This window comes from Anoxynatronum buryatiense (genome assembly GCF_900182905.1).
In the GTDB taxonomy this organism is placed as follows: Bacteria; Bacillota; Clostridia; order Peptostreptococcales; family Tindalliaceae; genus Anoxynatronum; species Anoxynatronum buryatiense.
The window spans coordinates 23447-36930 of sequence record NZ_FXUF01000012.1; the positions used below are offsets into that span (position 1 = coordinate 23447).

Annotated in this window: 13 protein-coding genes; 5 read left to right on the forward strand and 8 right to left on the reverse strand. The window is 50.1% G+C overall.

Annotated elements, in window-relative coordinates; all coding sequences use genetic code 11:
• The first annotated feature begins 2 nt into the window (after window positions 1–2).
• From QOL74_RS13740 to QOL74_RS13750, 3 genes are read left to right on the forward strand one after another with little or no spacing between them, the layout of a single operon-like run.
• Window positions 3–1064, forward strand: a complete 1062-nt coding sequence (locus QOL74_RS13740; protein ID WP_283410153.1) for a branched-chain amino acid ABC transporter permease — start codon at window positions 3–5, stop codon at window positions 1062–1064.
• The gene (locus QOL74_RS13745) at window positions 1061–1831 is read left to right on the forward strand and encodes an ABC transporter ATP-binding protein (protein WP_283410070.1); all 771 of its coding nucleotides are present in this window, start codon (window positions 1061–1063) and stop codon (window positions 1829–1831) included. The genes QOL74_RS13740 and QOL74_RS13745 overlap by 4 nt, the downstream gene beginning before the upstream one ends.
• Window positions 1824–2537, forward strand: coding sequence for an ABC transporter ATP-binding protein (locus QOL74_RS13750; RefSeq protein WP_283410071.1), 714 nt, complete (start codon window positions 1824–1826; stop codon window positions 2535–2537). The genes QOL74_RS13745 and QOL74_RS13750 overlap by 8 nt, the downstream gene beginning before the upstream one ends.
• Before the next feature lie 62 nt (window positions 2538–2599).
• Here QOL74_RS13750 and QOL74_RS13755 read toward each other — a convergent pair whose 3' ends face one another.
• From QOL74_RS13755 to QOL74_RS13790, 8 genes are all read right to left on the reverse strand, one after another.
• Window positions 2600–4687: a PAS domain-containing sensor histidine kinase gene (locus tag QOL74_RS13755; protein WP_283410072.1), complete on the reverse strand. Its 2088-nt coding sequence runs from the start codon at window positions 4685–4687 to the stop codon at window positions 2600–2602.
• A 63-nt stretch (window positions 4688–4750) separates the two neighbouring features.
• Window positions 4751–5197 carry a hypothetical protein gene (locus QOL74_RS13760; protein ID WP_283410073.1) on the reverse strand — a complete coding sequence of 149 codons (447 nt, stop codon included), beginning with the start codon at window positions 5195–5197 and terminating at the stop codon, window positions 4751–4753.
• Window positions 5198–5254: 57 nt separating this feature from the next.
• Window positions 5255–5908 carry an HAD family hydrolase gene (locus QOL74_RS13765; RefSeq protein WP_283410074.1) on the reverse strand — a complete coding sequence of 218 codons (654 nt, stop codon included), beginning with the start codon at window positions 5906–5908 and terminating at the stop codon, window positions 5255–5257.
• Window positions 5909–6098: 190 nt separating this feature from the next.
• Window positions 6099–7337, reverse strand: coding sequence for a GGDEF domain-containing protein (locus tag QOL74_RS13770; protein ID WP_283410075.1), 1239 nt, complete (start codon window positions 7335–7337; stop codon window positions 6099–6101).
• 150 nt (window positions 7338–7487) lie between these two features.
• On the reverse strand, window positions 7488–8858 hold the full coding sequence (locus QOL74_RS13775; protein WP_283410076.1) for a PhoH family protein: 1371 nt from the start codon (window positions 8856–8858) through the stop codon (window positions 7488–7490).
• A gap of 122 nt (window positions 8859–8980) precedes the next feature.
• A complete protein-coding gene (locus tag QOL74_RS13780) occupies window positions 8981–10390 on the reverse strand; it encodes a sensor histidine kinase (RefSeq protein WP_283410077.1) in 1410 nt (469 codons plus the stop codon).
• Window positions 10387–11085 carry a response regulator transcription factor gene (locus QOL74_RS13785; protein ID WP_283410078.1) on the reverse strand — a complete coding sequence of 233 codons (699 nt, stop codon included), beginning with the start codon at window positions 11083–11085 and terminating at the stop codon, window positions 10387–10389. The genes QOL74_RS13780 and QOL74_RS13785 overlap by 4 nt, the downstream gene beginning before the upstream one ends.
• Window positions 11086–11132: 47 nt before the next feature.
• Window positions 11133–12044 (reverse strand): MBL fold metallo-hydrolase, encoded by a 912-nt coding sequence (locus QOL74_RS13790; protein ID WP_283410079.1) that lies wholly within the window; start codon window positions 12042–12044, stop codon window positions 11133–11135.
• 109 nt (window positions 12045–12153) lie between these two features.
• Between QOL74_RS13790 and QOL74_RS13795 the strand changes: the two genes are divergently transcribed.
• Together QOL74_RS13795 and QOL74_RS13800 are read left to right on the forward strand one after the other, a co-directional pair.
• A complete protein-coding gene (locus tag QOL74_RS13795) occupies window positions 12154–12975 on the forward strand; it encodes a nitroreductase family protein (RefSeq protein WP_283410080.1) in 822 nt (273 codons plus the stop codon).
• Between the two features lie 46 nt (window positions 12976–13021).
• Window positions 13022–13483, forward strand: a complete 462-nt coding sequence (locus QOL74_RS13800; protein WP_283410081.1) for a response regulator — start codon at window positions 13022–13024, stop codon at window positions 13481–13483.
• Window position 13484: the final 1 nt, after the last annotated feature.

Below are 13484 nucleotides of genomic sequence, written 5' to 3' on the forward strand. Positions count from 1 at the left end.
AGATGAACCAGAAAAAACGGAATCTGATCCTGAACTTGGCGGCCATTCTGGTGTTGTTCCTTTTCCTGATGTACGCCAACTCAAATTTCAGTTCCTATAACATCCGCATTCTCAATTTATGTGCCATCTATGCCATTCTGGGCATGAGCATGAACCTGATCAACGGTTTCACCGGATTGTTTTCTCTTGGCCACGCCGGCTTTATGGCGGTGGGTGCCTATACCACCGCTCTGCTGACCATGTCGCCGGCGGTGAAGGAACAGAATTATTTTCTGGAGCCCATTGCAGCACCTCTCGCCAACCTCAATGCCCCTTTTCTGGTGGCCATTCTGGTGGGCGGTTTTCTCTCGGCAGTGGTGGCTTTTATCATTGGAGCACCGGCCCTGCGTCTTCGGGGCGATTACCTGGCCATTGCCACCCTGGGATTCTCTGAAATCATCCGCATTGTCATCACCAATACCCAAAGCATCACCAACGGTGCCCTGGGCCTGAAGTCCATTCCCACCACCACCAACCTCTGGTGGAGCTTTGGTGCTGCCCTGGTAACGCTTTATATGATGTTCGCCATTGTGAACAGCAGTTACGGAAAAGCCTTCAAGGCCATACGGGAAGATGAAATTGCAGCTGAAAGCATGGGCATTGACCTGTTTAAGCACAAGGTATTGGCCTTTGTCATCGGCGCCTTTTTTGCCGGTGTTGGCGGCGGTCTGCTGGCCAGTCTCCAGGGAGCTGTCAACCCGCTGATGTTCCGTTTTGTTCTCACCTTTAACGTGGTGCTCATCGTGGTGCTGGGCGGCATGGGCAGCATGAGTGGTTCTGTCATATCTGCCTTTGTGGTGACTTCCGGTCTTGAAACGCTACGGGTGCTGGATGAAGCCATTCGCATCGGCCCCATTAATCTGCCCGGTGTATCCGGCTTACGGATGGTGGTCTTCTCCACCATGCTGATGATTGTGGTTATCTTTTTCCAAAATGGCTTAATGGGTACCACCGAATTATCCTGGCAGCGCCTCATCGACTTTTTCAGGAAGCGCTTCCCCAAAAGGGAGGTGCCGTCTGAATGAGCCTGCTAAAAACCAATGCCATTACCATGCAGTTTGGCGGCCTCACCGCCGTCAACGAACTGAGCCTTGCCATTGACAAGGGTGAAATTGTCGCCGTTATCGGTCCCAACGGCGCCGGCAAAACAACGGCCTTCAACATGATCACCGGGGTGTATAAACCCACCAAAGGAAACATTCAATTCAATGATCAGGATATCACCGGCCTGAAACCCCATCTCATCACCAAACAGGGCATGGCCCGCACCTTCCAGAATATCCGTCTGTTTAAAGACCTTTCGGTGGAAGATAACATTTTCATTGCCCAGCACCTGCATCTGAAAGCCAACCTGTATCAGGCCATGTTCAGGCTCCCTGGATACCAGAAGGAAGAAAAACTCATTTTGGAAAAGGTGTTTTTTCTGCTGGAAAAAGTGGGCCTTGCAGACCTGTCCCGCGAAAAGGCTTCAAGCCTTCCTTACGGATTGCAACGAAAGCTTGAAATTGCAAGGGCCCTGGCCACTGATCCCCAGTTGCTGCTACTGGACGAACCGGCGGCAGGAATGAACCCCAAGGAAACTGAAGATCTAACCCGCTTCATTCGTCAGATTCGAGATGAGTTTGATCTCACTATTTTACTCATTGAACACCATATGCAGGTGGTCATGGATATTTCCAACCGGATTTATGTACTGGATTATGGTGTCACCATCGCCGAAGGAACACCTGTGGAAATTCAAAATAATGAACGGGTCATTCAGGCCTACCTGGGGGTGGATGAAGATGCTTGAAATTAACAACCTGGTGGTGGCCTATGGCGGTATTCAGGCACTGAAGGGCATCAACCTCAGTGTGGAGCAGGGGAAGATTGTGGCCCTTATTGGTGCCAACGGTGCAGGCAAAAGCACCACGCTGAAGTCTATTGTGGGGCTGGTGAAGCCAGTGAGTGGCAGTATTGTGTACGAGGGAAAAGACCTGCTGAAGGTAAGTACCAAAGACATGGTGCGCCACGGTCTGACACTGGTGCCGGAGGGCCGGAAGATTTTTCCGGATCTGACGGTGTTGGAAAATCTGAACATCGGTGCTTTCTGCCGCAGTGATACCAAAGACATTAACCGGGACCGGGACTGGGTCTATGAGCTGTTTCCCATTCTTAAAGAGCGAAACTGGCAGTTGGCCGGTACCCTTTCAGGCGGCGAACAGCAAATGCTGGCCGTTGGCAGGGCCTTAATGTCTCGCCCCCGGCTGCTGATGATGGACGAACCTTCTCTGGGGCTGGCTCCCCTGATTGTCAAAAATATCTTCAGCATCATTCGGGAAATTCATGAACAGCAGGGTGTCACCATTCTCCTCATTGAACAGAATGCCAATGTCTCTCTTAAAATTGCCGACAAAGGCTATGTGATTGAGACAGGCATGATTAAGCTGGAAGGTACCGGGCAGGAGCTTCTGGTGAACGAAGAAGTGAAAAAAGCCTATCTGGGTGAAGCCCACTAACATCTAAAACTGCAAAAAGCCCGCTGGTGTCAAGCGACCAGCGGGCTTTGTTATTATTGTGATTATGATGGTGTTTGATTTTTCAGCGGACAGGTGAAATAAAAAGTGCTTCCTGCTCCTTCAGTGCTTTCCACCCACATGCGGCCGCCCATTTGCTCCACAATTCCCTTCGAAATGGCCAGTCCCAGTCCGGTGCCTCCATATTTTCGGGTGGTGGAACTGTCCACCTGCTGAAAGCTGTCAAAAATTTCCGGTTGCTTATGAAGAGGGATCCCAATGCCGGTATCGCTCACCTGAAAAACCAGCTCTTCTTCCCTGGTTTCAATATTACTCAGATGCCTGACTTGAATCAGGATTTCCCCTCTTTCGGTGAATTTAATGGCGTTGCCCACCAAGTTTGTCAGCACCTGCCGCAACCGAAAAGGATCTCCCGAAATTTTCACCGGAACTTTTTCAGAAACATTGCAACCCAGGTGCAGCTTTTTTTCCCGGGCTGACACCTGAAAAAGACTCACCAGATCCTTCAACAGTATGTGTATGTCAAACACCGTTTCTTCCAATTGAATTTTTCCGGCTTCTATACGGGTATAGTCAAGGATGTCCTGAATAACTACCAGCAGTGAATCAGAGGCCGTCTTTGCCAATTGCAGGTATTCTTGCTGCTCGTGATTCAGTGCTGTCATTTCCAGAAGCTGCATCATGCCCATCAATCCGTTGAGAGGAGTGCGTATTTCATGTGACATATTGGCCAGAAACTGGCTTTTTGCCATATTTGCTGTTTCTGCCTGCTCTTTGGCAAAGCGTAATTTTTCCTGAGACATCATTCGTTCCGTTTCGTCGTGAATGTAACCCTGAATGCGAATTTCTTCGTTATCTTCCCGATACTCCGGCACATTATAATCGTAGATCCATCGATAAAAGCCATCCCTGTGACGCACCCGATAGGTCTGAGTATAATGGTGCGCCCGTTTCCTGCGAAATTCAACGGCTTCTTGTACCACCCGGTGGTAATCATCGGGGTGCATAAGCATTCCATATTCAAAATCTGGTGCCATTATGGTTTCAGGGGTATATCCCAGCAGTTTTTCCACATTGGCAGAGACTCTTTCCACTTGCCACGAACCCGGCGAACCCTGCCATGTGAAAAACACCACCGGCCCTGAGGCGAAAAGATCCCTCTCTTTTCGTATTTCAAGCTCAACTTCCTTTTTGGCGGTAATATCCAGGTGGGTGCCTGACATGAGCAGCGGCTGGCCATCGGCTGACCATCGTACCACCTTCCCCTGATCCATGATCCAAATCCAGTGGCCATTTTTATGTCTCAGGCGGCATTCCACCTCATAAAAGGGTTGCTCACCGGCAATCACTGCCTCCAGTTCCCGGTTGCTCATGATTTTGTCTTCCGGATGAATCAGTCGATACCATGTGCCAAGATCAATGGGTTCCATTTCTCTTCGGGTATATCCGACCATTTCCAGATAGCGGTCATTGACTGCCATGGCATTTGTTTGAACGTTCCATTCCCAGGTGCCCACCCGTGTTGCTTCAATAATATCCGCCAGCCGTTTTCTCTCTGCCATCAGCTGTGCTTCCGCCTGATTTCGGTGAAGAGAGACGGATGAAAGCGAAGCGTAAAACTCCAGTATTTGCCGGGGAGGGTCTGGTTGATCTGCTGACAGGCCAATGGTGGAAGTGCCATAGAGTTGCCCGTCCAGCAAGTGAATGATGGAAATGTAGCGATCGAGACCTGTGAGGCGTTTCACCACTGCCGAAATTTCAGGTGAAACTTTCCCTTCAGTGGCTTCTGTCAGGCCTGACCAGTACATTAACTGACCCTCAGCTTTGGTATCCATGAGCTTGAAATCCACGGGTATTTCCACACTCAGCAGTTCCCGCCCTGCCAGTCGTATGACATTTTGAAGGAGACGGTTATCCACATCCACCTTACTGACCTTCAGCGCATTTTTTTCTTTTATGTACTCTGTCCAGATGGCAATTCTGGTTCCAGAAATTTCTTTTAACTGCTGCATCATAATCAACACCAGTGTATTGGTGTCTCTGACGGTTGCTTGCTCCGTTGCCATCCGCTGCAGTCTTGCCAGACTGTCCAGCACCGATATCGATGTGGCTTCAGTTTTTCGTTCCATCATCTGAAAACGGCCTCCCACTCTTCAGTCACTGTCGGTTGTTTCTTTTAATACCGGATGCTGCTCTCAGCGGCCCGGGAGATGCATTCGTTTCATATCATAGATGATGTACTCAGTGGTGAACAATGCCCGATGATCCGGATCAAAAACGTAGGTATATTTCAGGTTATCGGCTTTTGGGAAGGCGGTCATATCAAGATAATAAAGTTGTCTGTCCGGATTCAGGTGGTTTTCGCTGAAAAATGCCGCCAGATCCTTCTCTTCATCAAGTTTCATCTGCCCTGACAGGGGATAAGTGCCGTGATCCTGTCCATAGGCCACCACCCACTGCTTCACTTCATGATACTCGGCTGCATAGGTGTCATGCACCCATGCTTCATAACGAAAATACATGGGCAGGCTGAAAGCCGCCAGCACTATCAATATAAAAGTCAGGGCAATCCGCTTGCCGGTATACTTGGTTTGCTTTACTTCAAAAAGAGATTCCAGCTTATCCCGCAGGGTTTCCATCATTTCATCACCTCATGTCTGCTTTCCTTGTTGTTTTAATCATATCGTCTGTTCTCTGAACTACTTTCCCTCCAACCGGTTCATCAAGGCACTCACATCTGCCACCACCTCAGTGGCGCCGGCGTCGGTCAACTCCTTTTCTGTGCCGTATCCGTAAAGAACACCGATGACAGCCAGGTCATGGGCTTTCGCCCCGATCACATCATGTTCCCGATCACCCACCATTACGGTATCTCCCTTATCCAACTCCTGTTCTGTCAGAACCGCTTCAATCACTGCTGCCTTGGCAGTTCGCCGTCCATCCAGAAAACAGCCGTATATACCTGAAAAAAAGCTGTCCAGCTCATCCTTTTCCAGCATCTGCCGGGCAAAGGGTGTTGGTTTCGAGGTGGCCACATACAGTACTTTGCCTGCCTCTTTCAACCGCAGCAGCATTTCAGGAACACCTGGATACACACTGTGTTCAAAAATGCCCCTGGTGGTGTAATAGGAACGGTAGTGGGTAAGCGCTTGCTGGGCCTGAACTTCATTCAGGCCATGAATGCTCATAAAGGAATCGAGGAGCGGCGGCCCAATATACGCCTCCAAATCATCAAGATTGGACACCCTGATACCAAACTGATCCAGCGCATACTGCACACCCCGGGTAATCCCCGGTTTGGAGTCTGTCAGAGTACCATCCAAATCAAAAAGAATCGTCTGCCACGTTTTCATTGATGTCTTCATTCCTTTCAGTGAGTCATGATGGGAAAATGCTGGGTCATATGCAATCTGATCAACAAATGGATAACGCAGCGGTACGCATTAACAAAAATGTATGGGGTAGCAAAATGCATGAGACAACATAAGCGAATGAGACAACATAAGTGAATGCACTAACATAAGTGAAGGAGATGCCTTGATACTAAAAAGCACTCACATGAGAGACAGCGTTACCGCCTTTGCTCTTTGATTTATAAAGCCCTCTGTCTGCCTGTTCAATCAGAGACACCACCGTGGTGCCATCCTGAGGATACACGGCGATTCCCATGGAGATGGTAAAGGGAGGTTTGGAATTTTCCTTGATACGCTCCCGCATGCGTTCTGCCACCATCGTGGCTTCCGGCAGGTTCAAAGACGGCAGCAGAATGATAAATTCATCACCTCCATAACGGCCCAGCCGGTCTTCTCCCCGAATCACATTGCCAGCGGTGTCTGCCAGATGCCTCAGTGCATTGTCACCTGTAACATGACCATAATTGTCGTTGATGGTTTTGAACTTGTCAATGTCAAACATGAGAATCGCAAAGGGTTTCTGAATGTTGCTTCGTATGCGTTCATCAATGAAATCCATGATACTGATGCGATTAAACGCTCCCGTTAATCCATCTTTTTTGGCATTTTCCATGAGTGTCTGATGTGTGCGATTCAACTCATTCTCGCGTTTTTTCGCTGCATAAAAAGCCGTTTTTTCCGAATGGCGCTTCAGATGATCCAATTCCTGCCGGCTGGACAGCACTTCTTCCCGTGCTGTCAGATAAAATGAGAGAGTCCACAACCCGTAGGCGAACACCTTCAAACCGAGAGAAACTTCAGGCATGTACAGCGACCGGCCAAACAGCTGCACCCCATAGGCCGCAGTCAATATGCAGCTTCCTGTGAAAAACAGCCTGATCCTTCTTCCTTCGGCGCGTCCCTGCCTGTAAAGAATGGCCAGTAAAAGTACCAGGGGCCATACCATGTGGTGGTCAGGGATGTTCTCCAGCAGATGAGCTGCTCTCACATACAGTATTCGGGTCAATAATACCATGCCCATAGGCACCCACACAAAGGGCACCCACATGCCTTCCAGCACTTTCCCCCGCTCTTTCATGGGAATGATCAGCACCACCAGCGTGAGTACCAGCACATCTCCCAGCCAAAGTACCTGCTCAATGCGCAGACCGGGCGTAAAGTGGAGAGCATTCATCACAAACAGTGTCAGCGGCACCATAAAAACCCGGCTGCGACGTTGTATCACCTCATCATTGAAAGGATGAAAGGCAGCCAGAAGAACGATGCTGCTGCTGGTAACCAGAGAGAGCAGCCATGTTAATCGATTAAGAAGATAAATGGTATCCAGCGCCAGCACCTCTTTCTTTGCTTTGATCCATAGTACAATCATACCATTCTTTTGCCGGCTTATTCGTCAGAATGTGATTTTTTCTCCAAGTCTTCTATAAATTTGGTGGTTCTCGCGCCAAAACACCCCCAGGGCTGATGATGCAACCCTGGGGGTGTTTTACGCCAATGATCAAACTGCCTGCGTGGTTGATTACATGTTTTTCTCTGCCAACTGAGCCAACGGGCTCCGCTCTACCTGTCGCAAGGTGATGTGACCGGTGATATCAAAGGCTTTCATACGGTCAACGGTGTACACCAATCCGTTGGATTTGGAATCCACCAGTACGTTGTCAATCTGGTTATCGGAAGGATCGCCCAAAAAGAGAAATTTTGCCCCTTCTCCTGCCCGGGTAAGCATCAGTTTTGCCAGGTGAGGTGTGGTTTCCTGGGCTTCATCCACAATCACCAGCGAATTGGCTAAAGTGCGGCCCCGCATGTAATTGAAGGTTTTCATTTCCAGCACGCCTGCATCCATATAGGTGCTGATGAAATGCTCCACAGAAAAGTCCGGCTTTTCACCTTTGCGGTAGGTCTGACCTCCACCTTCTGGTTTTGCTTTCTGTTTCAGGTCAAAGAGGTTATCCACTGCGTCATAAAACGCCTGCATCCACGGTTTGAGCTTCTCACGTTCTTCTCCGGGCAAAAACCCAATGTCATTGCCGGCAGGTACCACCGGGCGCACAAAAATGATTTTTCTGAAAAGCCCCTTTTCAAGTACCGCCTGCAGGGCATAGGCAATGCTGAGAATACTCTTGCCGCTGCCAGCCCCACCCATGATGCTGGCAAAGTGAATGTGAGGATCATGGAGAAGTTCCATGGCCATTTTTTGCTCCCGGTTAATGGGTTTAATTCCCCAGGTGTATTCGTTGGTGTATTCCAGAGGCACCACCATACCCCTGCGCAGCTTGGCCAGGATTTCATGCCCCGTCTGGTCCTGGCTTTTCACGTGGAAAAAATGGTTGGGATATACCGGCTCTTCAAATGCTTCAGGCATGGGAAGCCCGCCGGCATAAACCCGGTTGATATCTGAGGAAGACAGCATGATTTCGCTGAATCCCTGATACAGGTCTTCTGTGCGCACCTTATCCGTCTCGTAGTCCTCCACCTTAAGCCCCATGGCATCAGCCTTTACAGTCATGCACATGTCTTTGGTGACCAAAATGGTGGGTCGTTCCTGATCTTTATCTGCCAGATTTTTAGCGATGGCCAAAATTCGGTTATCATTCTTTTTGGTATCAATGCCTTCCGGCAGGTTTAACACGTCGGTATGGTTCATTTCAATGCGAATTTTCCCCCCTCCCGGCAGAGGAATCCCATCCACAAAATTACCCCATTCCCTGGCTCGGCTCAGTTCTTTCAGCACTTGCCTTGCATGATAGCCCACCATACCATTGGCTTTTTTAAGGCCGTCCAGTTCTTCCACCGTCACCAGGGGAAGAATCAGGTGGTTATCCTGAAAATTATAGAGGAACAGTGGATCATGGATCATCACATTGGTATCAATAACATAGTTTTTAATCATCGGTTCAGCTCCTTTATCCTGAAAGAGTCTTTTCCGGCGCGTCACCTGCCGATTCACCCGGTGCCCGCTTTCTCATATCATACCCCATTGTAAGACCGGCGAATGAAAAGATATGGTAAATTTTATGGATTTTCCGGCATGTCAAACCAGAAGGTGGTCCCCTCTCCCAGACGGCTGGAGACGCCAAAGCGGGCCTGGTGACCTTCCAGAATGTGCTTCACAATGGCCAGTCCCAGTCCTGAACCTGTATGAAAACTTTGGGACATGTGATGACGCGAACGGTGATAGCGTTCCCAGATGGCCTCCAGCTCTTCTTCAGGAATGCCGCTTCCTGTATCGGTAATGCTGATGTGTACCCGGTTCTGGACAACTTTCCCCTCTATGCGAACACTGCCGCCTTTCGGCGTATGTTGAAAGGCATTGCTCAGCAGGTTCACCAGCACCTGTTCCAGTCGCCGGGGGTCACCCATCACCTGGCAGGCATTTTCGCAGACTGCTTCCAGCTGTATATGGTGCTGATCCGCCAGCAGCTGGAAGGCTTCTGCCGTATGCATGATTGCCTTGCACAAGCTCACAGGCTGTTTTTCAAGCTTCAGCTCCCCCGCCTGCAATTGTGACAGGTGAAGAATGTCATCCACAATGCGGCTGAGGCGCTGACTTTCGTCAATGATAATCCCAGCGTGTCGATTCCTCTTTTCAGGTTGTTCACCACTGAGATCCCGAATGGTCTCCGCATATCCCTGAATCAGGCTAAGCGGTGTTCTCAGCTCATGGGAAACGTTGGCGATGAGCTCCTGACGCAAGACTTCCACCTGGTTGAGCTGTGCCGCCATTTCATTGAAGTTTTCAGTCAACCGGCCAATTTCATCCTGGCTCTTGATGGGTACCCGTATATCAAGTTTACCGGCGGTTATTTGCTGCGTGGCGTCCGTTAACTGATGAATGGGGGTCACCACCATACGGGCCAGCAGTAAGCCGATGATGATGGTGAAAACCGTCAGCAGTAAACTCACCTGAATCAACTGTGTTTTCAGCACGCCCACCGTTTCTGACACCGATTCCATGGGAATGATCACCTGCAGGGTTTCCACCAGTTGATCCTCCTGCAGCTGCGGCAAACTTACCAGCAGCAGCTCTGTCTGAAACCGGGTGTTCCCCATACCCATGGAAACCGTCTGCCGCTGAACGCCGGATTCTGACATGTGGATGCGGGGAGCCATGCGCCCCATGGCTCGCATCATTCCAGGACCCGTTACTGTGTGACTGCTGGATATCAATTCTCCCGAAGGGCTGATCCTTTCAAGACTTAGTCGATGACGATAAGCAAAGGCTTCCAGGGCTTCTTCCAGTCCTTTTTCATCTGTTGGCCCGGTCGCCTCATAGATGTGGGCCGCTTCCCGCCGAATACCGCTGATTTTGTGATTGATATACTGCTCCTCCAGAAACACCACCTGATAGAACCAAAGAATACCAATGGTGGCGGCTGTGAGCAGGAAGAGAATGGCAATGATCTTGGTTGAAAGATGTTTCATGGCCCTTCCTCCGCTTCAAATTTGTAGCCATGTCCCCACACGGTGACAATGAGGTTTTTATAGGGTTTCAGATTTTCACGGAGCATTTTGATGTGGGTATCCACCGTTCGATCTTCCCCTTCAAAATCATAGCCCCAGACCTGATTCAGCAACTGTTCCCTGCTGAATGCCTGCCCCGGATGCTGTGCCAGGAACACCAGCAGCTCATATTCCCGGGGGGTTAGTTTCACCGGGGCGTCGTTAATTGTCACCCGCCTGGCTGGCAAATCAATTGCCAATCCCTGAAACCGCCAGCGGTCTTTCTTGGTTCCGGTTGAGTCCCCATCAGTTTCGCTCCGCCGCAGCACTGCTTTCAGACGCGCCATCAATTCTTTGGGACTAAATGGCTTCACCAGATAGTCATCCACGCCCAGTTCAAACCCAAAGAGCTTGTCATACTCTTCTCCCCTGGCCGTGAGCATAATCACCGGCACTTCCGAATGGCGTCTTATTTCACGGCACAGTGACCACCCATCCAGCTCAGGCATCATCACATCCAAAATCATGGCAGCATATGCTTTGGGGTTTTCCCGAAACAACGCCAGTGCTGCCATGCCGTCGGCTGCTTCTGTCACCTGGTACCCATGGGCTTCCAAATGTTCTCTTATCAGTTCGCGTATACGGCTTTCATCATCGACAATCAAAATATGTTTCATACCTCGACTCCTCTCCACCAATGGCAGTGGTAGTCCGGGAAGTACTTTCATTGATTTTGGGATGCTGCCTCCCAAAGCAGTGTGCCATTCTGAACCCGATGGCACAGTTTCCCCATTTCTGTCAATCCACTGGCATGAGCCGCAAAGGCAGTACGGTATAAATGATATTGGGAGATGGTTTCCATCCCTACCCCATAGTGACTGCAAAACCGACTGAGCAGTTCATCCAGCATTGCCTGCGTCTGCGTGTTTGTCAGGATCCATTCATCAATGAGATCAAGCGCGGCCAGATTGCGCTCAACAGAAGGGCGATGATCTTCCATGGGGGTTCCATGGCCTGGCACACACCAATCCACCGCCAGATCTTTTAAACGGTACAGCGACTCCCGGTGGCGTATCACGTCAGAATTGAAGGGGATCAGATGCTTGTCCAGGTATTCGGCTCCCAGCAGCACATCAGCGGCAAACAGAACTTCCTCACAGAGAACTCCCGTTTGTTGGGGCGAATGGCCGGGCAACGGGACCAGTGTGATCTGAAAGTCCTGCCACTGCCAGATGCTGTCATCAGGTTCAAAAACACCGGTAACCCGGGACGGTTTTGCCTTGAGAAATTTATTTTGCAGAGCGGCTGGCGGGTGGGCTGCACCAAAAAGTCCAAAAGCCTCCAGGTAAGGATCTTCAATAAAGGGTTTTTCCAGCCGTGGAGCAAATACCGGCAAGCCCCGCTTGTGCTGCAGTTGAGCGTTACCGCCACAATGATCGGCATGGGAGTGGGTGTTGATAATGGCAACGGGTGTTATGTTTTCAGCTTCCAGTGCTCTGATCATTTTGTTGGCATGATCTTTGTCAAGACCGGTATCCACCAGGATCGCTTTTGCTTCGCGAACCAACACCCCCGTGTTCACCGGCGCCGGTATGTAGGCCACTGATTTGGTCAGCCATTTTAGTCTGGGTTGCATTGATGTTTCGCCTCCTGTTTCCCTTTGATCTAAGTGTTTTATTTCAGCTTCTACGGGTATTGTATCAGTAAATTCACCATCGGCAAAGCCGCATGAAGGAGGGGACACCATGAATTTTATTCAAACCATTGAAACCATGAAAACTGTTCGTGATTACAAAAACAAGCCAGTACCGGCAGATATGCTGCGGGAGCTTATTGCCAGAACGCAGGCAACAGAAGGTCTGCTCTCTGACAAGACGTTTTCCATCAGGGTGATTGAAGATGGCCCTGGGTTTTTCGAGATGATGAACGGAAAAGCCGGCTATTTTGGCAAAATGATTGAGGCACCTCAGTATGTGGCGCTATTCGACAACATACGTCCCGGTGCTTATGAAAACAGCGGGTATCTGATGGAGTTTCTCCGGTTAAACGCCTGGCATCTGGAGCTGGGGACCTGCTGGCTGAGTATGGATGCCCCTCTTGACCTGACTGCCTGGGTGAGTGAACCGGTGACAGGAACAGCCGTGGCGCTGGTGGCCATCGGATACACCGACAGCGGACTGTTTCGTCAGGATATCCTGAAAACCAGCAGCCGCATGCCCTTAAGTGATCTGGTCTACCTTGAGAAGTGGAACCAACGCTGTCCACTGGAAGAGCTGGAAACCAGGGGCCTTTCAGAGATACTGTTTTATGGTAAACTGGCGCCCTCCTGGGGCAATCGGCAGCCTTGGCGCTTCATTCTCCACCGCGAGAAGGTGTATCTCACCGTACCACTGAATACCGATGAAAAACGGGCGCGCACCGACGCCGGCATCGTGATGCTTTATGTGCAGCAGGCTGCTCACGACCGGGGCATGCCCATGAACTGGGCGCTCCTTGAGCCGGATGAATCGTTGCGACAGGCGCTTTCCCTGCCAGATTCCGAAACGTTGATTGCCAGCTTGTCCTGAACCGATACTGCCCCTGGCAGCCGCTGCCGACAAAGGAGGACGAACCATGGATGAAGACCTGATTATTCTTATTGCAGAAGACGATGAGGGACATGCCCGGCTGATTCAAAAAAACCTGAAACGTGCGGGCATCATCAACCGCATCATCCGTTTCAGGGATGGGGAAGAAACATTGGATTTTTTATTGCAGCAGCCCAAACCCAAAGAATTGGAAAAAGGTCACTATCTGCTGATGCTGGATATCCGAATGCCAAAAATCAGCGGCGTGGAAGTGCTGGAGCAGGTGAAAGCACATCCCTGCCTGCGGAAGATCCCCGTCATTATGCTGACCACCACTGATGATCCCCGGGAGATTGAAAAATGCCATCTTCTCGGTTGTAATAATTATGTTGTCAAGCCTGTGGAATATGAAAAATTTGTAGCCACCATCCAACAACTGGGAATTTTCATGCGTATGGTACGCATTCCAGAAACCTCTTTCACCCAAGACCTCCGCTCCCCAGAATGAC